21 protein-coding genes are annotated in these 22,955 nt (G+C 45.5%); 20 read left to right on the forward strand and 1 reads right to left on the reverse strand.

Annotated features, from left to right (window positions below):
- The first annotated feature begins 75 nt into the window (after positions 1–75).
- From miaB to ybeD, 20 genes are all read left to right on the forward strand, one after another.
- On the forward strand, positions 76–1,506 hold the full coding sequence (miaB, locus tag AACS92_RS10435) for a tRNA (N6-isopentenyl adenosine(37)-C2)-methylthiotransferase MiaB (RefSeq protein WP_099111150.1): 1,431 nt from the start codon (positions 76–78) through the stop codon (positions 1,504–1,506).
- Positions 1,507–1,650: 144 nt separating this feature from the next.
- Complete coding sequence (locus AACS92_RS10440) at positions 1,651–2,628, forward strand: PhoH family protein (protein WP_369800400.1); 978 nt, start codon at positions 1,651–1,653, stop codon at positions 2,626–2,628.
- The gene (gene ybeY, locus AACS92_RS10445; protein WP_099111152.1) at positions 2,625–3,092 is read left to right on the forward strand and encodes an rRNA maturation RNase YbeY; all 468 of its coding nucleotides are present in this window, start codon (positions 2,625–2,627) and stop codon (positions 3,090–3,092) included. The genes AACS92_RS10440 and ybeY overlap by 4 nt, the downstream gene beginning before the upstream one ends.
- Positions 3,093–3,303: 211 nt before the next feature.
- Entirely contained in the window at positions 3,304–4,182 is an 879-nt protein-coding gene (gene corC, locus AACS92_RS10450) for a CNNM family magnesium/cobalt transport protein CorC (protein ID WP_099111153.1), read from the forward strand.
- 10 nt (positions 4,183–4,192) lie between these two features.
- Positions 4,193–5,722: an apolipoprotein N-acyltransferase gene (gene lnt / locus AACS92_RS10455; RefSeq protein WP_099111154.1), complete on the forward strand. Its 1,530-nt coding sequence runs from the start codon at positions 4,193–4,195 to the stop codon at positions 5,720–5,722.
- A 474-nt stretch (positions 5,723–6,196) separates the two neighbouring features.
- Positions 6,197–7,084 (forward strand): glutamate/aspartate ABC transporter substrate-binding protein, encoded by an 888-nt coding sequence (locus AACS92_RS10460; protein ID WP_099111155.1) that lies wholly within the window; start codon positions 6,197–6,199, stop codon positions 7,082–7,084.
- 88 nt (positions 7,085–7,172) lie between these two features.
- A complete protein-coding gene (locus AACS92_RS10465; RefSeq protein WP_099111156.1) occupies positions 7,173–7,913 on the forward strand; it encodes an amino acid ABC transporter permease in 741 nt (246 codons plus the stop codon).
- Between the two features lie 3 nt (positions 7,914–7,916).
- Complete coding sequence (gene gltK, locus AACS92_RS10470; protein ID WP_099111157.1) at positions 7,917–8,591, forward strand: glutamate/aspartate ABC transporter permease GltK; 675 nt, start codon at positions 7,917–7,919, stop codon at positions 8,589–8,591.
- Positions 8,591–9,316, forward strand: a complete 726-nt coding sequence (locus AACS92_RS10475) for an amino acid ABC transporter ATP-binding protein (protein WP_099111158.1) — start codon at positions 8,591–8,593, stop codon at positions 9,314–9,316. The genes gltK and AACS92_RS10475 overlap by 1 nt, the downstream gene beginning before the upstream one ends.
- Positions 9,317–9,630: 314 nt before the next feature.
- Entirely contained in the window at positions 9,631–12,225 is a 2,595-nt protein-coding gene (gene leuS, locus AACS92_RS10480) for a leucine--tRNA ligase (protein WP_099111159.1), read from the forward strand.
- Between the two features lie 16 nt (positions 12,226–12,241).
- Positions 12,242–12,769, forward strand: a complete 528-nt coding sequence (gene lptE, locus AACS92_RS10485) for an LPS assembly lipoprotein LptE (RefSeq protein WP_099111160.1) — start codon at positions 12,242–12,244, stop codon at positions 12,767–12,769.
- On the forward strand, positions 12,766–13,833 hold the full coding sequence (gene holA / locus AACS92_RS10490) for a DNA polymerase III subunit delta (RefSeq protein ID WP_099111161.1): 1,068 nt from the start codon (positions 12,766–12,768) through the stop codon (positions 13,831–13,833). The genes lptE and holA overlap by 4 nt, the downstream gene beginning before the upstream one ends.
- On the forward strand, positions 13,817–14,503 hold the full coding sequence (gene nadD / locus AACS92_RS10495; RefSeq protein WP_099111162.1) for a nicotinate-nucleotide adenylyltransferase: 687 nt from the start codon (positions 13,817–13,819) through the stop codon (positions 14,501–14,503). Before holA ends, nadD begins: the two co-directional genes overlap by 17 nt.
- 98 nt (positions 14,504–14,601) lie before the next feature.
- Positions 14,602–14,928 carry a ribosome silencing factor gene (gene rsfS, locus AACS92_RS10500; protein WP_099111163.1) on the forward strand — a complete coding sequence of 109 codons (327 nt, stop codon included), beginning with the start codon at positions 14,602–14,604 and terminating at the stop codon, positions 14,926–14,928.
- A 2-nt stretch (positions 14,929–14,930) separates the two neighbouring features.
- A complete protein-coding gene (gene rlmH, locus AACS92_RS10505) occupies positions 14,931–15,401 on the forward strand; it encodes a 23S rRNA (pseudouridine(1915)-N(3))-methyltransferase RlmH (RefSeq protein ID WP_099111164.1) in 471 nt (156 codons plus the stop codon).
- Between the two features lie 36 nt (positions 15,402–15,437).
- Positions 15,438–17,369: a peptidoglycan DD-transpeptidase MrdA gene (gene mrdA / locus AACS92_RS10510; RefSeq protein ID WP_099111165.1), complete on the forward strand. Its 1,932-nt coding sequence runs from the start codon at positions 15,438–15,440 to the stop codon at positions 17,367–17,369.
- Positions 17,370–17,373: 4 nt separating this feature from the next.
- Positions 17,374–18,486 carry a peptidoglycan glycosyltransferase MrdB gene (gene mrdB / locus AACS92_RS10515; protein WP_099111181.1) on the forward strand — a complete coding sequence of 371 codons (1,113 nt, stop codon included), beginning with the start codon at positions 17,374–17,376 and terminating at the stop codon, positions 18,484–18,486.
- 12 nt (positions 18,487–18,498) lie between these two features.
- The gene (gene rlpA / locus AACS92_RS10520) at positions 18,499–19,503 is read left to right on the forward strand and encodes an endolytic peptidoglycan transglycosylase RlpA (RefSeq protein WP_099111166.1); all 1,005 of its coding nucleotides are present in this window, start codon (positions 18,499–18,501) and stop codon (positions 19,501–19,503) included.
- Positions 19,504–19,719: 216 nt separating this feature from the next.
- Positions 19,720–20,928: a D-alanyl-D-alanine carboxypeptidase DacA gene (gene dacA / locus AACS92_RS10525; RefSeq protein WP_099111167.1), complete on the forward strand. Its 1,209-nt coding sequence runs from the start codon at positions 19,720–19,722 to the stop codon at positions 20,926–20,928.
- A gap of 108 nt (positions 20,929–21,036) precedes the next feature.
- The gene (gene ybeD, locus AACS92_RS10530; protein ID WP_086953830.1) at positions 21,037–21,300 is read left to right on the forward strand and encodes a DUF493 family protein YbeD; all 264 of its coding nucleotides are present in this window, start codon (positions 21,037–21,039) and stop codon (positions 21,298–21,300) included.
- A 112-nt stretch (positions 21,301–21,412) separates the two neighbouring features.
- Here the strand turns inward: ybeD and AACS92_RS10535 are convergent, their stop codons facing one another.
- On the reverse strand, positions 21,413–22,873 hold the full coding sequence (locus AACS92_RS10535; RefSeq protein WP_099111168.1) for a TrkH family potassium uptake protein: 1,461 nt from the start codon (positions 22,871–22,873) through the stop codon (positions 21,413–21,415).
- Positions 22,874–22,955: the final 82 nt, after the last annotated feature.

The following is a 22,955-nucleotide window of genomic DNA, read 5'->3' on the forward strand; positions in this document are numbered from 1 at the left end:
TTCAATATGCTGGTTCAATAGACTATGCTTTTCAGTGTTGACGCATCATTCCACTGGAAACACCGGATACACAAAATGTCGACGATAAAAAAACTGTATATCAAAACCTGGGGCTGTCAGATGAATGAATACGATTCATCCAAGATGGCCGACCTGCTGGAAACCACTCACGGTTATCAGTTAACCGATATCGCCGAAGACGCAGATATCTTACTCTTGAATACTTGTTCAATCCGTGAAAAGGCCCAAGAAAAAGTCTTTCACCAACTCGGGCGCTGGAAAGGGCTGAAAGACAAAAACCCTGAAGTTATCATTGGCGTTGGGGGCTGTGTGGCTTCTCAGGAAGGGGATTACATTCGCCAGCGTGCTCCGAGTGTTGATATTATATTCGGGCCACAAACCCTGCACCGCCTGCCGGAAATGATTAATCATGTGAAAGGCACCCGCAGCCCTGTTGTTGATATCAGTTTCCCTGAGATCGAGAAATTCGACCGCCTGCCAGAACCCCGTGCGGATGGCCCGACGGCATTTGTTTCTATCATGGAAGGCTGTAATAAATACTGCACATTCTGTGTTGTTCCTTACACCCGTGGGGAAGAGGTCAGCCGTCCTTGTGATGATATTCTGTTTGAAATTGCTCAGCTTGCTGCGCAGGGTGTGCGTGAAGTAAACCTGCTCGGTCAAAACGTGAATGCTTATCGCGGTGCAACATTTGACGGAGATATCTGCACATTTGCTGAATTATTGCGTCTGGTTGCGGCTATTGACGGAATCGACCGCATACGCTTTACAACCAGCCATCCGATTGAATTTACTGACGATATCATCGCCGTGTATGAAGACACACCTGAACTGGTCAGCTTCCTGCACTTACCTGTCCAGAGTGGCTCTGACCGCATTCTGACTCTGATGAAACGTGCTCATACTGCGCTGGAATATAAAGGAATTATTCGCCGTCTGCGTAAAGCTCGCCCGGATATCCTGATCAGTTCAGATTTCATCATTGGTTTCCCGGGTGAAACACAGGATGACTTTGAAAAAACAATGAAATTAATTGCCGATGTTAATTTCGACATGAGTTTCAGTTTTATTTATTCAGCACGTCCGGGTACTCCTGCGGCTGATTTGCCGGATGATGTGAGTGAAGATGAGAAAAAACAGCGTCTGTACCTGCTCCAGCAGCGTATTAACCAACAAGCCATGAGCTTCAGCCGGGCAATGCTTGGCAGTACTCAGCGTATTCTTGTTGAAGGTCCATCCCGTAAGAATATTATGGAGCTTTCCGGGCGCACGGAAAATAACCGTGTAGTTAATTTTGAAGGCGCTCCTGATATGATTGGCAAGTTTGTTGATGTTGAAATTGTCGACGTCTATGCCAATTCCCTGCGCGGTAAGGTCATCCGTACTGAAGATGAAATGGATTTACGTGTCTATGAGTCACCCGAATCAGTCATTGCCCGAACCCGTAAGGAAGACGAAATCGGTGTTGGCACTTATCAGCCTTGATGACTAGCCAACCTTAAGAACAGGATAACTTTAACAAATAGGCCGGATTCACAGGCCTTAACATAGAGATAATCAGTGACACAAATCAACCCACAAGTAGCAACACAAGAGATCTTTCTGGAACCCGCAGATAATCAGCGATTAATGAGCCTGTGTGGCCCACTTGATGACAATCTGAAACAACTTGAGCGTCGTTTGGGAATAGAGATAAACCGCCGCGACAATCGTTTCAAATTGGTGGGCAAGCCACTGTGTGTCAGCGCAGTAGCCAGTATACTGCGCCGCCTGTATGTTGAAACCGCCCCTGTACGCGGAGTGATACCGGATCTCGAACCTGAGCAGATTCATCTGGCTATCACGGAAACCCGCGTACTGGAGCAAGCAGCAGAAAGCGTCCCTGACTACGGTAAGGCCGTGAATATCAAAACCAAACGGGGAGTAGTCAAACCCCGTACTCCTAATCAGGCGCAGTATATTGCCAATATTCTTAGCCATGATATTACGTTTGGTATCGGGCCTGCGGGAACGGGTAAAACCTATCTGGCCGTTGCAGCAGCGGTTGATGCACTGGAGCGTCAGGAAATCCGCCGGATATTGCTCACCCGTCCTGCTGTTGAAGCCGGAGAAAAACTGGGCTTTCTGCCGGGGGATCTGAGCCAGAAAGTCGATCCTTATCTACGTCCGCTTTACGACGCATTATTTGAGATGCTGGGATTTGAAAAAGTTGAGAAGCTGATCGAAAGAAATGTCATTGAAGTCGCCCCACTGGCCTATATGCGTGGACGAACGCTCAATGATGCCTTTATTATTCTCGACGAAAGCCAGAATACAACCATCGAGCAGATGAAAATGTTTCTGACCCGTATTGGTTTCAACTCCAAAGCCGTTATCACTGGTGATGTCACCCAGATAGACCTGCCCAGAGGCCAGAAATCAGGCCTGAGTCACGCGATGGAAGTTTTATCTGACGTTGATGAACTGAGCTTTAACTTCCTCTACAGCGAAGATGTGGTGCGCCATCCGGTGGTTGCCAAAGTCGTTATCGCTTATGAAGTATGGGAAGCCGCTGAGCAGAAACGTAAACAGGCGCTTAATGAAAAGCGCAGGCAGGAAGCACAATGAGTTCAGTTATATTAGATTTACAAATTGCTTGTGAAAAACCAGAAGGGCTTCCTGAGGAGGTCCTTTTCCAAAACTGGCTGGAAGGCGTTTTGCCACAATTTCAGGCAGAAAGTGAAGTCACAATCCGTTTAGTTGATGAGGCAGAAAGCCACGAATTAAACCTCACTTATCGAGGGAAAGACAAACCAACCAATGTGTTATCTTTCCCGTTTGAAGCTCCGCCTGAAATTGAACTACCCTTGCTCGGTGATTTAATCATATGCCGTCAGGTTGTTGAAAAAGAAGCACAGGAGCAGCAAAAAACAGTCGAAGAACACTGGGCACATATGGTGGTTCACGGCTGTCTTCATCTGCTTGGGTATGACCATATTGAAGATGAAGAAGCAGAAGAAATGGAATCTCTGGAAACAGAAATTCTGGGAAAAATGGGTTATCCTGATCCCTATCTTGCGGAAAAAGAATAACCCCCAATAATATTTTTATGTTAAATATTATCTATACCCAATGAATTTCGAGTTGCATCGCGGCGGCAAGGGAGAGAGTCCCCAGGAGCATAGATAACCGTATGTTTATAAAAACGGTGACTGGGGTGAACGAGCGCAGCCAACAAAGAGGCAGCTTGAAAGACGTAGGGTATATACACATTAATTAATGAGGAAATAAAATTAGAACGCCATGAGCGACGACCATCCTTCTAGTAACGATAGCCCTGGACCTAAGAAAGGCTTTTTTGCACTTCTTAATCAGATTTTCCATGGTGAGCCGAAAAACCGCGATGATTTAGTTGAACTGATCCGAGATTCAGAACAGAACGACCTCATCGACCCCGATACCCGAGAAATGCTCGAAGGGGTGATGGATATTGCTGACCAGCGCGTGCGTGACATTATGATCCCACGCTCACAAATCGTTACCTTAAAACGCAACCAGCCTCTGGACGAATGTCTGGATGTCATTATCGAGTCAGCCCACTCCCGCTTCCCTGTGATCAGCGAGGATAAAGATCACATTGAAGGCATTCTGATGGCAAAAGATCTTCTGCCATTTATGCGCTCGAACGCAGAACCTTTCAGCATTGATAAAGTTCTGCGGCAAGCGGTGGTGGTGCCGGAAAGTAAGCGCGTTGACCGATTGCTGAAAGAGTTTCGTTCCCAACGCTACCATATGGCGATTGTTATCGATGAATTCGGCGGTGTTTCCGGTCTGGTCACGATTGAAGATATACTTGAACTGATTGTAGGCGAAATTGAGGACGAGTACGACGATGACGAAGATAACGACATTCGTGCCCTGAGCCGCCATACTTATTCAGTACGAGCTTTGGCTCAGATTGAAGATTTCAACGATGTTTTCGGCACTAATTTCAGTGATGAAGAAGTTGATACCATAGGCGGGTTGGTCATGCAGGCATTCGGGCATCTGCCTTCCCGTGGGGAATCCATCAGCATTAATGGCTATCATTTCAAAGTAGCTATGGCAGATAGCCGTAAAATCATTCAGGTTCATGTAAAAATACCGGATGACGCTGAAGTTCCTGGCCTTGATAAAGACTAATGGGATCTGGATGAACAAAACCTCATTAATAAGTTGCCAGCGGCTGCGTGCCTTGCTGGCACTTTTCTTCGGAGCCAGTGGAACACTGGCTTTTTCACCTTTTGATTTCTGGCCTGCTGCTCTTATCTCCCTCTTTGGCCTGCAAATCCTGACGTTAAACCGAACCAGCCGACAAGCAGCCTTTATTGGTTTCTGCTGGGGATTTGGGTTGTTCGGCAGCGGAACAAACTGGGTTTATGTCAGCATTGCCGGTTTCGGGGGTATGCCAACCGCCGTTAATATCTTTTTAGTTGTCTTGCTGGCGGCTTACCTTGCGCTTTATCCAACTCTGTTTGCCGGGTTACTTAACCGGTTTTTCCCTGCTTCAAACGGGATCAGGCTGATAATTGCCGGCCCTGCTCTGTGGCAGTTAACGGAATTTTTACGTGGTTGGGTACTTACCGGTTTTCCGTGGCTACAGTTTGGTTACAGTCAAATTGATGGTCCGTTAAAAGCCATTGCGCCGGTTTTCGGGGTAGAAGGTATTACTTTCCTGTTGATGATTATCAGCGGGTTGTTGGTTTTTGCTACTGTACATAAAAAAATCGTAGCTGCCATCATTGCCGTTGCTTTACTGATGTTACCGTGGCCAATGAGGCATTATCAGTGGTATACCCTACTACCGGAAAAATCGGCTGATATAGCACTGGTACAGGGGAATATCCCTCAGGAAATAAAATGGGATCCTTCAGCATTGGGCAAAACAGTGGATATCTATCTGGATAACAGCCGCCCTTTTATTGGGAAAGTTCCCATCATTATCTGGCCAGAAGCAGCCATTCCTGATACCGAACACGACCAGAGTCTCTTCCTGACCAAACTGGATGCGTTGCTCAGGCAACATCATACCAGCCTGATCACGGGTATTCCCGATGCACGACCAACATTAGACGGATACAAATTCTATAACAGTATTATTGTGTTAGGGGAGAAAACACCTTACCAGTATCCGGCGGCTGACCGCTATGACAAACATCACCTTGTGCCGTTTGGTGAGTTTGTACCTCTGGAATCATTACTGCGTCCATTGGCACCCTTATTTAACCTGCCAATGTCCTCTTTCAGTCAGGGAAATTATATACAACCTCAGCTTTCTGTTGCTGGTTATGACATTACTGCTGCTATCTGTTATGAAATCATTTTGGGTGAGCAAGTCCGCGATAATTTCAAACCCAGCACAGAATTTTTGCTGACAATTTCCAACGACGCATGGTTCGGCCAATCTATTGGCCCGTGGCAACACTTCCAGATGGCGCGGATGCGCGCTCTTGAACTGGGTCGCCCATTATTACGGGGAACCAATAATGGCATTACTGCCGTAGTCAGGCCAGATGGTTCAATACAGGCTGAAATTCCGCAGTTCACCCGTCAGGTCTTGGAAGCCGAAGTCACTCCAGCCAGCGGGATCACCCCTTATTTCCGTATTGGGAACTGGCCGGTTTGGGGAATGACTGTATTGTTTATTTTGTTCGGATTAATCAGAAACCGCCGTCATACTTAGTTAAGCATTTAACGATACCCCTAAAAATCCCCCAAAGAATAAGTTCAGAATGTATTTATATACTGAACTTATTCTTTCTCGTATGTCATTTTAGGTAATTTCTCCAACACGAATCCCTCCATTAGTTTCATTTCTAAAATATTCACAAAAAACATAAAAACAGCCTAAAAGATCACCGTACTACGGTATTTATTCCTAAAAAGTGCAAACTGTGAACAAGATTCAAAATTATTTGCCACAAAATCACACTTAAACAAAATTGTTTGTTTATAGTTCGAGTTGGCTCGCAAAATGAAAACATCAATGTTTCAAAAAAGTAACATTATGAATTATTTTTTTACGACTCATATACAAAACAATATTAGAAATTTATTTCTATGCTAACGATCTCTGTAAAACAGAAATAAAAGCATAGATCCACCCCCTGCAAACAAACCCAGTTTTGAATAAAACAACCACATGAAGGAGCTGTATATGCGTAAGTTTATGTTAGCCACAATGTTGCTTAGCGCGGTAGGAGCTGCCCATGCTGAGGAACTGACCGGCACATTGAAAAAAATTAAGGACAGCGGTGTTGTTGCTGTCGGGCACAGAGAATCTTCTGTTCCATTTGCTTATTACGATGGAAAACAGAACGTTGTCGGTTTCGCCCAGGACCATTCAAATTTAATCGTGGAAGCGATTAAGAAAAAAATTGGTGCTCCTGATCTACAAGTGAAATTGATCCCGGTTACCTCCCAGAACCGTATTCCATTACTCCAAAATGGGACTTTTGATTTTGAATGTGGTTCAACCACCAATACTCCCGAGCGCCAAAAACAAGCCGCATTCTCCAATACTATTTTTATCGTCAATACCCGCCTTCTGACCAATAAAGATTCAGGTATCAAAGGATTTGATGATCTGGGTGGAAAAAATGTTGTTGTCAGTGCCGGTACAACATCTGAAATGCTGCTGAATAAGCTTAATGACGAGAAAAAAATGAAGATGCGCATTATCAGTGCAAAAGATCATGGTGATTCATTCCGGACACTGGAATCTGGTCGCGCTGTCGCCTTCATGGTTGATGATGCGCTATTGGCAGGAGAGCGCGCCAAAGCGAAAAAACCTGAACAATGGATTATCGTTGGTGAACCGCAATCTAAAGAAGCTTATGGCTGTCTGATGCGCAAGGATGACCCTCAGTTCAAGAAGCTGCTGGATGAAACGGTTGCAGAAATACAGACATCAGGCAAGGCCGCAGAAAGGTTCGATATCTGGTTTAAACAGCCGATTCCACCCAAAAATCTGAATATGAATTTTACTCTGTCCGATGAGATGAAAGAACTGTTCAAAGCACCAAATGATAAGTCATTGAATTAATTATAAACCTAAAACCCCGATTTTATTGGCACGACGGGTATGAGGTAGCCGTTTCCTACCTCATTTTTATGTTTCAGGGAGCATATGTATGTCAATTGATTGGAACTGGGGCATCTTTCTACAGGAAGCGCCTTTTGGTAATACCACCTATCTGGGGTGGATCATTTCTGGATTTCAGGTAACTGTCGCTCTTTCAATATGTGCCTGGGTTATTGCATTTATTGTCGGTTCTTTTTTCGGCATTCTGCGAACTGTACCGAATAAATTTCTTTCCGGGTTAGGAACCTGCTATGTCGAACTATTTCGTAACGTTCCCCTTATAGTCCAGTTTTTTATATGGTATCTGGTTGTTCCGGAATTCCTGCCCAAAAACCTGAGTGACTGGTTCAAAATGGACTTAGATCCTAATATCCAGTTTTTCCTTTCCTCATTGGTTTGCCTCGGGTTATTCACCGCGGCACGAGTATGTGAGCAAGTCAGGGCCGCTATTCAATCCCTGCCACGGGGACAAAAAGCCGCAGGGCTGGCAATGGGGCTGACTCTGCCTCAGACTTACCGTTACGTTTTGCTACCCAATGCTTATCGTGTCATTACGCCCCCCATGACCTCAGAAATGCTCAATCTGGTGAAGAACTCCGCGATTGCTTCAACTATCGGTCTGGTGGATATGGCAGCACAGGCAGGGAAATTACTGGATTATTCAGCACATGCCTATGAAACATTTACAGTTATCACACTGGCATATGTGGGTATCAATCTCGTGATCATGCTGGCAATGAGCATGCTAGAGAAAAAAATACAGCTACCGGGCAATATAGGAGGGAAATAGGACATGTATCAATTTGACTGGAGTTCGATTGTTCCCAGCCTGCCGCTTCTGTTGGATGGATTAATCATCACCGCAGAGATCACACTAATAGCTATCGTGATTGGCATTGCCTGGGGAACCATTCTGGCAATGATGCGGCTTTCTTCCATTAAAGCTCTGAGCTGGTTTGCGGCCCTGTATGTTAACCTCTTCCGTTCCGTACCTCTGGTAATGGTATTGTTATGGTTCTATTTAATTGTGCCTAGCTTAGTTCAAAATGTTCTGGGTATATCACCAAAAACTGATATCCGATTAATCTCTGCAATGGTAGCGTTCTCAATCTTTGAAGCGGCCTATTATTCTGAAATTATCCGGGCCGGTATCCAGAGTATTTCCCGTGGTCAGTCAGCCGCATCGCTGGCATTAGGGATGACACACATGCAAAGTATGCGTTTGGTCATTCTGCCACAGGCATTCCGGGCAATGATACCGTTGCTGCTGACACAGGGCATTGTATTATTTCAGGATACTTCTCTGGTATACGTATTGAGTCTGGCGGATTTTTTCCGTACAGCAAGCAATATCGGTGAACGTGACGGTACACAGGTTGAAATGGTTCTGTTTGCCGGGTTGGTTTATTTTGTTATTAGTTTTTCCGCCTCAATGCTGGTTAACTATTTAAAGAAAAGGACTATTTAATGATCTCGCTGAAAAATGTATCCAAATGGTATGGTCAGTTTCAGGTGCTGAATGACTGTTCAACTGAAGTCAAAAAAGGCGAAGTCGTGGTCGTTTGCGGGCCTTCTGGTTCTGGCAAATCCACACTCATAAAAACGGTCAACGGCCTCGAGGCTGTCCAGCAAGGTGAAATTTCGGTCAATGGAACAAAAGTCAATGATAAAAAAACCGATCTGGCACAATTACGTTCCCAAGTCGGCATGGTATTTCAACATTTTGAACTGTTTCCTCATCTGTCGATCATAGACAATCTGACTCTGGCTCAGGTTAAAGTTCTCAAGCGCGATAAGCAGGCAGCAACTGAAAAAGGCCTGAAATTGTTAGAGAGAGTTGGGTTATCAAACCACGCCCATAAATTCCCTTCCCAGCTTTCCGGCGGGCAACAGCAGAGGGTAGCTATCGCACGTGCTCTTTGTATGGATCCGATTGCCATGCTGTTTGACGAACCCACTTCTGCCCTTGATCCAGAAATGATCAATGAAGTGCTGGATGTAATGGTTGAACTGGCTAACGAAGGAATGACCATGATGGTCGTTACCCATGAAATGGGGTTTGCAAAAAAAGTGGCTCATCGCGTTATCTTTATGGATGAGGGGACAATTGTCGAAGACAGCAGAAAAGAAGATTTCTTCGTCAACCCTAAATCAGAACGCGCCCGCGATTTTCTGGCAAAAATTCTGCACTGATTACGTTTCTGGTCGGCGGTATCAACATACCGCCGGCTTTAAGCCGCATCTGTACCCGGTAGGAAAGATAAAGGGGGTAAAAATTCAGTAATTTTCTGTGTTGTACCACTAACAGGTGTTGTTGCCCCTATTCCTATCCGCTATGCTATGGCATCTTAAATTTCATAAACAAACATACTCGCTATACCCAATAGATTTCGAGTTGCATCATGTCGGCAGGGAGTTAATCCCAGAGAACCCAACAAAGAGGCAGCCTGAAAAATGAAGGGTATAAAAGGCGTAGCATTATTACTCACCATAGGATCATCGGTGCCATGCAAGAACAATATCGTCCAGAAGACATAGAGCAACAAGTCCAGCTTCATTGGCAAGAGAAGCAAACTTTTAAAGTGACCGAAGACAGCAGCAAAGAAAAATACTACTGCCTGTCCATGCTACCTTACCCTTCTGGCCGACTACATATGGGCCATGTCCGTAACTACACTATCGGTGATGTGATTTCCCGTTACCAACGTATGCTTGGTAAAAATGTCCTGCAACCTATCGGTTGGGATGCCTTCGGCTTACCAGCAGAAGGCGCAGCGGTTAAAAACAATACCGCACCAGCACCGTGGACTTATTCCAATATCGAATACATGAAAGGCCAGCTGAAAATGCTGGGATTTGGTTACGACTGGGATCGTGAAGTCACAACCTGTACACCGGAATATTATCGCTGGGAACAATGGTTCTTCACCAAATTGTATGAAAAAGGTCTGGTTTACAAAAAAACCTCCGCAGTGAACTGGTGTCCAAACGATCTGACCGTTCTGGCGAATGAGCAGGTTATTGATGGTTGCTGCTGGCGCTGTGACAGCCCTGTAGAACGTAAAGAAATCCCGCAGTGGTTTATTAAAATCACCGATTACGCCGAAGAATTGCTGAACGATCTGGATAAGCTGGAAGAGTGGCCTGAGCAGGTGAAAGTTATGCAGCGTAACTGGATTGGCCGTTCAGAAGGTGCTGAAATCACCTTTAATGTTGCTGACAGTCAGGAAAAACTGACCGTCTATACCACCCGCCCGGATACCTTTATGGGAGCAACCTATGTTGCTGTAGCTGCGGGTCACCCTCTGGCAAAACAGGCTGCGGAAAGCAATTCTGAGCTGGCAGAATTTATCAACGAATGCCGTAATACCAAAGTTGCTGAAGCAGATATGGCAACAATGGAGAAAAAAGGCATGCCGACCGGTATGTTCGTAATCCATCCATTAACTAACGAAAAAATGCCTATCTGGGTTGCCAACTTCGTTCTGATGGAATACGGCACAGGTGCAGTTATGGCGGTTCCAGGCCATGATCAGCGTGACTGGGAATTCGCAACCAAATATGACCTGCCAATAAAAGCGGTCATTCTGGACAACGATGGTAATGTACCAACTGTTCAGGAAAGCGCGATGACTGATAAGAACGCTCTGGTCAATTCCGGTGAATTCAGTGGGCTGAGCCATGAAGAAGGCTTCAATGCTATCGCTGACAAACTGGTTGAAATGGGTGTAGGTAAACGCAAAGTTAACTATCGCCTGCGTGACTGGGGAGTTTCCCGTCAGCGTTACTGGGGTGCACCAATTCCAATGGCAACACTGGAAGATGGTACAGTAGTTCCGGTTCCTGAAGATCAACTGCCGGTTATTCTGCCGGAAGATGTTGTAATGGATGGCATCACCAGCCCAATCAAAGCAGATCCGGAATGGGCCAAAACGACTATTAATGGTCAGCCTGCACTCCGTGAAACCGATACCTTCGATACCTTTATGGAATCGTCATGGTATTACGCTCGTTATACCTGCCCGGATTATGATCAAGGTATGCTTGATCCTGCCGCTGCTAACTACTGGCTGCCAGTGGATCAATATATTGGTGGTATTGAACACGCCATTATGCACCTGATGTATTTCCGTTTCTTCCACAAACTGATGCGTGATGCGGGTCTGGTCAATTCAGATGAACCAGCAAAACATCTGCTGTGTCAGGGCATGGTTCTGGCAGAAGCCTTCTATTACACTGGCAGCAACGGTGAAAAAATCTGGGTATCTCCGGCTGATGCTATTGTTGAGCGTGACGAGAAAGGCCGCATCACCAAAGCAATGGATAGTGATGGTCATGAACTGGTTTATACCGGCATGAGTAAAATGTCCAAATCCAAAAATAACGGTATCGACCCACAACTGATGGTTGATAAATACGGTGCTGATACTGTTCGTTTGTTTATGATGTTCGCTGCACCACCAGAACTGACTCTGGAATGGCAGGAATCTGGGGTAGAAGGAGCTAACCGCTTCCTGAAACGTGTATGGCGTCTGGTTCACGAGCATGTAAGCAAAAATACTGATAAAGGCGAAATTCAGCCACTGGATATCACCAGCCTGACAACCGAACAGAAAGATTTGCGTCGAGACCTGCACAAAACTATTGCTAAAGTCACGGATGATATCGGCCGCCGTCAGGCATTCAATACCGCAATAGCCGCTATCATGGAGCTGATGAATAAACTGACCCGCGCACCGCTGGAAACAGAGCAAGATCGTGCCCTGATGCAAGAAGCGCTGACAGCCGTTGTACGTATGCTTTCACCTATCACACCACATGCCTGCTTCGTGATGTGGAAAGCACTTGGTAATAAATGTGACATTGATACCGCTGCATGGCCGCAGGCTGATGAAAAAGCCATGGTTGATGATACTAAACTGGTTGTCATTCAGATCAACGGTAAAGTCCGTGGCCGTATCACCGTACCGGCAGATGCGACAAAAGAATATGTTCAGGAGATGGCTTCTCAGGAATACAGCGTAACGAAATACCTTGAAGGCGTCAGTATCCGGAAAGTTATCTATGTTCCGGGTAAATTGCTGAATCTGGTCGTTGGTTAATATTATAGGAAAGAGTATGCGACATCGTATTTTCACGTTGTTGCTGGGGTTAGCGGTGCTTGTCACCGCTGGCTGCGGCTTTCATCTACGTGGCACAACACAGGTTCCCAAAGAACTCCAGACATTACAGCTAAACTCTGGTGATCCTTATGGGCCATTGGCACGGGCAGTACGTCAGCAGCTACGTCTGAACGATGTCAGAATTGCTGAACAGGCCAGTGCCTCATTGCCAATTCTGAAATTACTGGGTTCAAGTGAAAACAATGTCACGGTTTCAGTCTTTCAGGATGGTAAAGCGGCGGAACGCCAACTGGTGCTGGATGTTGATGCACAGGTTCTGATGCCAAATGGTAACATTTACCCATTAGAGGTCAGGGTTGAACGTTCGTTTTTTGATAACCCATTGGAAGCACTGGCAAAAGATGCAGAAAACGAACTTGTTAAGCAGGAAATGCGTGAACAAGCGGCTCGTCAGCTGATACGCAAACTGCTGACAATTCAAAGTTCAGAGCAACCTAAATCTGCTGAAACACAAAAGCAATGATCAGACTCTATCCTGAACAACTTCTTTCGCAGCTCAATGAAGGGCTGCGAAATAACTACCTGCTATGGGGCAATGAACCATTGCTGCTACAGGAAAGTCAGGACAGTATCCGGAAAGTAGCTGAGCAGCACGGCTTTCTGGAGCATTTTTCGTTTTCACTGGATAACCATACCGAGTGGGATGAAATCTTCAGTTTATGCCAGTCACTCAGCCTTTTCGCCAGCCGTCAGTCAATTACCCTGTTGTTACCTGAAAATGGTCCCAATGCAGCAATGGCGGAACGTTTGGTTAAGCTATCAGAATTACTGCATGACGATGTTTTATTGATACTGCGCGGGCATAAACTGACCAAGGCACAGGAAAACAGTATCTGGTTCAAAGCGATCGGGAAAAATGGTGTTTATATCAGCTGCCTCAATCCTGAGCAAAACCGTCTTCCTCAATGGGTCGCACAACGCGCTAAAAGTATGGGCCTGTCACTGGAAGATGAAGCTAACCAGTTACTGTGTTATTGCTACGAAGGAAATCTGCTGGCATTGTCACAGGCGCTGGAGCGGCTCTCACTGCTCTATCCTGATAATCGCCTGACGCTTCATCGGGTCGAAGAGGCTGTCAATGATGCGGCACATTTTGCCCCTTACCATTGGGTCGATGCGCTACTGGCGGGCAAAGTCAAACGCGGATGGCATATCCTGAAACAATTGCGACAGGAAGATATCGAAGAGATTATTCTGCTTCGTACTATACAGCGAGAACTGATGCTACTGTTAACCCTTAAGCGTCAGGAAAAAACAACACCTTTAAAGGCACTGTTTGATCAACATAAAGTCTGGCAAAACCGTCGGATGCTTTTGACTTCGGCATTACAACGGCTATCACTGCAAGATTTGCACTCAGCTATACACTTGTTGACCCAGATGGAGTTGCGCATCAAACAGGATTATGGCCAATCTATTTGGGCTGACCTGGAAACCCTTTCTATGCTGCTGTTATACGGAAAAGACCTCGGAAAGACGCACGGAAAAATATTACCAGAGAGCTTTTTGAATGCTTCACACCACTAATTCATCCTTAACTCATCCATCGTTAAATTCACCGATTATTCATGCTTTATTTGGTGGTACTTTTGATCCCATCCATTATGGTCATTTACGTCCGGTAGAAGCATTAGCAAAACTGGCGGGGCTTAAACAGGTTATTCTGTTACCTAACCATGTTCCGCCTCACCGCCCTCAGCCAGAAGCCACCGCTCAGCAACGGCTGGAAATGGTGCGTCTGGCAGTACAGGATAATCCCCTGTTTACTGTTGATACGCGGGAATTGCAGCGTCAGACACCTTCTTACACTATTGATACATTAAAGTCATTCCGTGAAGAAGTCGGTGAGCAGTGTCCGCTGGCATTTATCATCGGGCAGGATTCCCTGCAATCCATTCATAACTGGCACCGATGGTCTGAATTGCTGGATATCTGTCATTTACTGGTCTGCTCCCGTCCCGGCTATTCAAAGCAGCTTTCAACACCGGAAATGCAGGAATGGCTGGAGCAGCACAAAATTGATACTCCCGCACCATTAAGTCATAAATCACATGGTTACATTTATCTGGCCGAAACACCGTTGTTGGACATTTCAGCAACCGATATTCGCCGCCGCCATCAACAGGGCTTAAACTGTGATGATTTATTACCTCCATTAATACAAAATTATATTGATTCCCAGCAGTTATATAGTTGATAGTTAAATCATATGTGATTTCCCGGCTCAGTAGCTTACGTTTATAGAGACGGGCATGCTATTATTCTGCGTTACTCAACTACTTTGATAAAATTAAGGTGATCCTTTTGCAAGGCACAGAACTACAACAATTTATTATTGATAAACTTGAAGATTCAAAAGCACAGGATATTGTTTCTATAGATGTTCGTGGAAAATCCAGCATTACAGACTGTATGCTGATCTGCACCGGTACATCAAGTCGTCATCTGATGTCAGTCGCTGACAATCTGGTTGATGACTGCCGCGAAGCCGGCATTATGCCTCTGGGTGTCGAAGGACAAGGGATCTCAGACTGGATTGTTGTAGACCTCGGCGAAGTAATGGTGCATGTCATGCAGGAAGACAGCCGCCGGATGTATGAACTGGAAAAACTCTGGAGCTGAGTTTGAAGTTACAACTTGTCGCTGTGGGAACAAAAATGCCGGACTGGGTACAGACCGGCTTCATGGATTACTTACACCGTTTTCCCAAAGATATGCCATTCGAATTAATTGAAATTCCGGCAGGAAAACGGGGCAAAAACGCCGATATCAAACGTATTCTGGAAAAAGAAGGCGAACAAATGTTGTCGGCTGTCGGTAAAGGCAACCGTATTGTCACGCTGGATATCCCCGGCTCTCGTTGGGAAACACCCCAACTGGCACAACAGCTTGAACGCTGGAAACAGGACGGAAGAAATGTCAGTTTACTGATTGGTGGTCCGGAAGGGTTAGCACCTGCCTGTAAAGCAGCGGCAGAACAAAGCTGGTCACTTTCCCCACTGACTCTTCCACATCCTCTGGTACGGGTTTTGGTTGCTGAAAGCCTATACCGGGCATGGAGTATCACAACTAATCACCCTTATCATCGGGAATAAATTAGGTAATCTATCACCGTGAATTCTGGTAATGGGATGAAGAATAAACGAACTCCTTTTCGCGATTATACGGCTGAATCAGCCCTCTTTATACGCCGCGCACTCGTGGCGTTTGTTGGCGTTATCCTTTTAACGGGGGTTCTGATTGCCAACCTCTATAATCTCCAGATCACCCGGCACGAAGATTACCAGACGCGCTCAAATGGGAACCGTATCAAACTTGTTCCCATTGCGCCAAGCCGTGGACTCATTTATGACCGTAACGGCACACTTCTGGCAGCTAACCGTACAATTTACCAATTGGAGATTGTGCCACAAAAAGTTGATGACCTTGATAAGACACTCAATGAGCTGCGTTCTATCGTCGGGCTAACTGATGAAGATATCGAAAATTTCCAAAAAGAACGGCGACGTGCCCGTCGTTTTACCTCAATTCCCCTGAAGACACCGCTGACTCAGGTACAGGTTGCCCGGTTCTCTGTTAATCAGTACCGTTTCCCCGGTCTGGAAATCCGAGGATATCAACGCCGTTATTATCCTTATGGCTCTGCCCTCACCCACGTTATCGGCTATGTATCTAAAATTAATGACAAAGACGTAGAACGGCTCGAACAGGAAGGGATATTACCGGATTATGCGGCGACTCATGATATCGGCAAATTGGGTATTGAACGTTATTACGAATCCATTCTGCATGGCAAACCCGGCTATGAAGAAGTTGAAGTTAACAACCGCGGTAAAGTTATCCGCCAGCTACACGAACAACCGCCTCAAGCGGGTAAAGATATTTATCTGTCAATAGACTTAGAGCTGCAAACTTACATTGAAAAAATCCTGACAACCAGCCGGGCCGCCGTTGTTGTTACCGACCCCCGGACTGGCGAAGTGCTGGCAATGGTATCGACTCCAAGCTATGACCCCAATCTGTTTGTTGATGGTATTTCCAGTAAGGATTATAAAGCGCTGCTCAATAACCCTAACCGTCCATTGATTAACCGTGCAACACAAGGTGCATACCCTCCGGCCTCGACAGTAAAACCCTTTATTGCTGTTGCAGCACTAAGCAGCGGTGTCATTACAAAGAATACAACTATCCACGACACAGGAAGATGGCAATTACCTAACTCCAATATGAGTTACCGCGACTGGAAACGTTATGGGCATGGCCTGCTGAATGTGCATAAGGCTATTGTTGAATCGGCTGATACCTTTTTCTATCAGCTCGCCTATAATATGGGCATCGATAAGCTCTCCGAGTGGATGATAAAATTTGGCTACGGTCAGTTTACCGGTATTGATCTGAAAGAAGAGACCGCGGGTAATATGCCAACCCGGGAGTGGAAACAAAAACGCTATAAAAAACCTTGGTATCAAGGTGATACAATATCTGTCGGTATCGGTCAGGGTTACTGGACCGCTACACCTATGCAGATGGTAAAAGCCCTGATGATATTGATCAATGACGGCGAGGTGAAAACACCACACTTCCTGCTGAGAACTCATCTGAACAATAGCGTCCATCCTTACCAGCCTCCAGTCATTGAACCTATCGGAGATATTCATTCCGGCTATTGGGAAATCGCCAAAGAGGGAATGTATGGCGTTGCCAACGCTCCGAACGGTACGGCACGCAGGTTTTTCGCTGGTACTCCCTACAAAGCCGCAGGCAAAACTGGTACAGCTCAGGTATTCAGGTATGAAACCTATAATGCAAGTAAACTTGCAGAACATCTGCGGGACCACTGGCTAATGATTGCTTTTGCTCCTTATGATAATCCAACTGTTGCCATCTCAATTATTTTAGAAAATGGCGGTGCCGAGCGGAAACCTATTGGCGCCATCGTGCGCCAGATTTTGGATCATATCCTAATCAAGAGTGATAAAGATCCCTCACCTACTGAGCCTGCTGATAAAAACAGGTCACTACCCGCTGGGAATCCAGCCAGCGGGACACGAGTTAATGAGTAATGCTATGACAGAATCGCAGAAAAAAGTTCCTTTCTGGAACAGAATACATATAGATACCCCGCTGCTATTGTGCATTCTGCTACTGCTTGCCTACAGCCTTTTCATTATGTGGAGCGCCAGCGGACAGGATGCTGGCATGATGGAACGTAAAGTCGGACAGGTGCTTATCGGGCTGGTGGTTATGGTAGCCCTTGCTCAGGTACCACCCCGAATATATGAAAGTTGGGCACCTTACCTTTACATTGTCTGTGTGATCCTGCTTATCCTTGTTGATGTTTTCGGGCAAATCAGTAAAGGGGCACAACGCTGGCTGGATCTGGGCATTGTACGTTTCCAGCCGTCAGAAATTGCCAAAATTGCGGTTCCTCTAATGGTGGCCCGCTTTATGAACCGGGATCTTTGTCCCCCTTCCCTGAAAAATACGGGAATTGCATTAATCCTGATTTTCTTGCCAACCCTGCTTGTCGCGGCACAACCTGACTTAGGTACATCTATCCTGATCGCCGCATCCGGGCTGTTTATCTTGTTTCTGGCTGGAATGAACTGGCGCTTAATCGCGATTGCCGTTGTATTGGCAGCCTGTTTTTTACCGATATTGTGGTTCTTTCTGATGCATGACTATCAACGGGCCAGAGTCATGATGCTGTTAGATCCGGAAAGCGATCCTCTGGGAAAAGGCTACCATATCATTCAATCAAAGATTGCCATTGGCTCGGGCGGGTTATTTGGAAAAGGCTGGTTGCAGGGCACACAGTCACAATTAGAGTTTTTGCCTGAGCGTCATACCGATTTTATTTTTGCGGTTCTGGCAGAAGAACTGGGGCTAGTTGGTGTCATCGTATTGCTTGCCCTTTACTTACTGATCATTATCCGTGGGTTGATTATTGCAGCCAAAGCACAAAATACTTTCGGCCGTGTCATGGTTGGAGGGCTAATATTGATACTGTTTGTTTATGTTTTCGTTAACATCGGTATGGTTAGCGGTATCTTGCCAGTGGTCGGCGTGCCCCTGCCACTAGTCAGCTATGGAGGCTCGGCATTAATCGTCTTAATGGCTGGATTCGGCATTATCATGTCGATACATACCCATCGCAAGTTATTATCCAAAAGTCTATGAGGAAGAGATTTCATGCGTCAACAATGGCTTATTCTCGGCATAGTGGCTGTACTGATTTCAGGCTGTACAACAAAAAATGAAAAGGGAGCCACCTCCGTTCTGCCCATTCCGACCCGTGATGTTTTAGGTGCAGAGCCTGTCTATGAGCCTTATCACCCCAGTGTTAATCAGGATTACACAAAGGACGGTGTGAATTATCACATCGTCAAGGATCCGGCCCAATTTACTCAGACAGGGTATGCCAGTGTATTTGGTGAAGAATCCACTGGAAAATTGACCGCGATTGGTGAACGGGATACTCCCTATGCACTGACAGCCGCCCACCCGACACTGCCAATACCGGGCTATGTACGGGTCACTAATTTAAGTAATGGACGCATGATAATTGTCAGGATTAATGATCGTGGCCCTTATAATAAGCCGGGAAAAGTTATCGAATTATCGCGGGCTGTTGCTGATCGTCTGAATTTAATGCCGCAAAGCAAAGTTAAGCTGGATGGCATTCAGGTTGCTCCTGATGGCTCACTTGCGGGTTTGGGTACAGAAGGTTCAACTATTGTCAAACAAAGCTACGCCCTACCTGACAGACCTGCGCTGAACTCATCAGCTTCTGTCACAGGTATGGACTCCGGTTTATCTGAGCAAACTCCCCCAGAACAGAATCTATCCGCAAATACTGTCAACACTGATAGTCAAAGCGTTTCACAACCGGAGAAGCCTGCTTCTGTGCAGGAGCCTCCGGCACAAACAAAATCAGTTGTCACATCTTCTGCTACACCAGAATCAGCTAACGTATCAGGCTATATGGTACAAGTTGGCGCGGTCAGCACCGAAGCTAAAGCCAGAGAGTGGCAGCAGTCGTTAAGTAAACGCTTTAATACTCCCGGACGAGTGATTCAATTTGGTCATGTCTACCGCGTGCAACTAGGGCCTTTCAATGCCCGCCAGCAAGCCGTAGAGTTACAACAGAAATTAACGGATCAAATGCAACAATCTTCCTTTATTACTACTCCGTGATTAGCAAATCCCCCGCTGATATTTGCCTTTATTCCGGCCATTATCAGTGGGGAGAAACCAAGTAAGATAAAGGCATTCACCGAATACAGCGTAATCAAGTAAAAAAGTGCAAATATACTTCTGTCCCAATTTTGTTTAATGTCACTCTTTTCGTCATTTGTTATGATGTGACTTATCTTTTATCAATGCTTCTTCACGGATGTCATCTAATCAATCATGAAATACATAGTTACTTCCCGTTTTATTAAAAATGCTACGCTGAGCATTGCTCTGGCAGCCAGTGCTTCTGCATTCGCCAACACCGATGATAGCTTCAAAACCATGATCCCCGGTGTTCCACAACTTGATGCCGAAGCCTATATTCTGATTGATTACAATTCAGGAAAAATATTGGCTGAAAAGAATTCAGATGTCCGTCGCGATCCTGCCAGCCTGACAAAAATGATGACCAGTTATGTTATTGGTCAGGCTATTAAATCCGGGAAAATTAGCCCGAATGATATCGTTACCGTGGGTAAAGATGCATGGGCAACAGGAAACCCAGTCTTCAAAGGCTCCTCCCTGATGTTTTTAAAACCCGGCGATCAGGTTTCTGTCGCTATGCTCTCCCGCGGTATTAACCTGCAATCAGGTAATGATGCCTGTGTCGCAATGGCAGATTATGTGGCTGGTAGTCAGGACGCGTTTGTCGGCCTGATGAATAAATATGTACAGAGCTTAGGATTAAAAAACACTCATTTTCAGACGGTTCATGGTCTGGATGCAGCAGGTCAATACAGCTCTGCTCATGATATGGCTCTGATTGGTCAGGCGCTAGTCCGCGATGTACCAGATGAATACTCCATCTATAAAGAAAAAGAATTCACTTACAACAACATTCGCCAACCTAACCGTAACGGCTTACTGTGGGATAAGAGCCTGAATGTTGATGGTATTAAAACAGGGCATACCAGCGGTGCTGGCTATAACCTTGTCTCTTCCGCCACGGAAGGTAATATGCGTCTGATTGCTACGGTGATGGGCAGCCCGACTTTCAAAGGCCGTGAAACAGACAGTAAAAAACTGCTGACATGGGGCTTTCGTTTCTTTGAAACAGTCTCCCCCTTGCAGGCAGGTAAAGAATTTGCCTCTGAACCCGTCTGGTTTGGTGATAACGATAAAGTACAACTGGGCGTCGAAAAAGATGTTTATCTGACTATTCCTCGTGGTCGCCTGAAAGATCTGAAAGCCAGCTATGTTCTGAACAGCAATGAGTTACATGCCCCACTTCCCCAGAATCAGGTTGTTGGCACCATCAATTTCCAGCTTGATGGTAAAACGATTGAGCAACGTCCACTGGTCGTGATGCAGGAAGTGAAAGAAGGTGGTTTCTTTAGCCGTCTGATTGATTATATCCGTTTGATGTTCCATCACTGGCTTGGCTGATATCTTGAAAAATTAAAGTTAAACCACATATTTATATAACTTGTCAGAAAATAGTCATGCTACGGTAGAATGCCTGATTTTACCGTGGCGAATAAATCAGGAGTGCCCATGAAAACGAAATTAAATGAACTGCTTGAGTTCCCCTGCTCATTCACTTACAAAGTGATGGGATTAGCTCAGCCTGAGCTGGTGGACCATGTTGTTGAAGTGGTTCAGCGCCACGCACCGGGCGATTACTCCCCAGATGTGAAACCAAGCAGCAAAGGCAACTACCACTCTGTTTCTATTACCATCAATGCAACTCACATTGAGCAGGTTGAAACACTATATGAAGAGTTAGGCGCACTGGAACTGGTGCGTGTCGTGCTGTAATGTATCACTTTGTTAATCTGTGATTATTCCGACAAAGCGCTGGCAAAAAACCAGCGCTTTTCTCTATCTGCTCTATCTAACCTGACTGTATCCGATTCTCTGTTAACCCCGCTCAAAAACGCCAGAACGCTTTCGAACACAGGATCAAAATAGGATAGATTTCCAGCCTTCCCAATAACATAGCAGCACACATCATCCATTTCGCTACCGCACTAAGATTACCAAAACCTTGTACTGTATCGCCGTAACCTACTCCCATGTTATTGATACATGCTGCAACCGTGGCAAATGAAGTCACCAAATCATAACCAAGCAGATTTAGCGCCCAAATAAAGAAACAGCTACAAAAAACATATAAGAAGAAAAAACCCCAGACCGAACGCAGTACCCTTTCCTGCACAGGTGCCTGACCAACTTTAATGGTTGAAATCGCATTCGGATGAATAAGTTGATTAATCTCACTGAAACTTTGTTTTGTCAGGATCAGGAAACGTAATGCTTTGATGCCTCCACAAGTGGAACCAACACAGCCCCCAAAGAAACTGACAGCCAATAACATCAGCATCGTATGGGGTGGCCACTGAGCATAATCGGAAGTCGACAGACCATTATCTGTCATCATTGAACTGGTCATAAAAAAACCATGAACAAACGCATCTTTCAGCCCATACATGCCGGAACGGTATAACTCCAGCCAAATGATGCAAACTACGATGAAAAGTACCAGCAAGAAAAATTTAAACTCCGCATTTTTCAGTAACGGTTTAAGGCTTCTCCGGGTCAGAATGACAAAATAAAGAGTGAAGTTAACTGCCGATAATATTGAGAAAACACCGCCCACCATTTCAATCAGGGAATTGTCATAATAGCCAAGACTTTCATTACGGGTCGAAAATCCCCCCAAAGAAACCGTTGATATCCCATGACAAATAGCATCAAACCAAGACATCCCGGCCGCCCAGAAGCTGAACGAACATAGTCCACCCAATAACAGATAAACTACCCATAGGCTTTTGGCACTATCAGCCAGACGTGGCGTCAATCGCTCCTCTTTAAATGGGCCCGGCATTTCTGACTGATAAAGTTTTACGCCACCAATGCCAAGCAGCGGCAGGATAGCCACAGCAAGAACAATCACGCCCAAACCACCGATAAAGTTCAGCTGAGCACGATAATAAAGAACGGATTTGGGTAAAGCAGAAACATCATTCAGTACTGTTGCTCCGGTGGTTGTAATACCGGATACACCTTCAAACATGGCATCAACAAGATTGATATTCAGGCTTTTATCCAATACGAAAGGTAAGGCACTCAACAACGAAAAGAGCAACCAGAACAGGACGATAATAAGGAATCCGTCCTGAGTACTGGGTTGTATTTTTGTTTTTCGAGTGAAATACCACCCAACGCCGCCAAAAATCAACCCGATTATAAAAGTTTCTAAAAAAGCAAAAACGCTTTTTTCTTTATAAAATAGGGCAACAAAAGTAGGCAGCAACATTGAGAGGCTGTAAAGGAGCACCAGAGAACTGCAAAGATGCCCTACAATCAAAAGTTGGTTTTTTCTGACCATCTGTTAGCTCAAACAGAAAACAAGGAGGAAATCATCAAAATATATAACTATGATAATATAAAATTTAAATATATTCGTCTAA

Origin of the sequence: Xenorhabdus sp. KJ12.1 (genome assembly GCF_963876495.1) — a bacterium.
Classification (GTDB): domain Bacteria; phylum Pseudomonadota; class Gammaproteobacteria; order Enterobacterales; family Enterobacteriaceae; genus Xenorhabdus; species Xenorhabdus stockiae.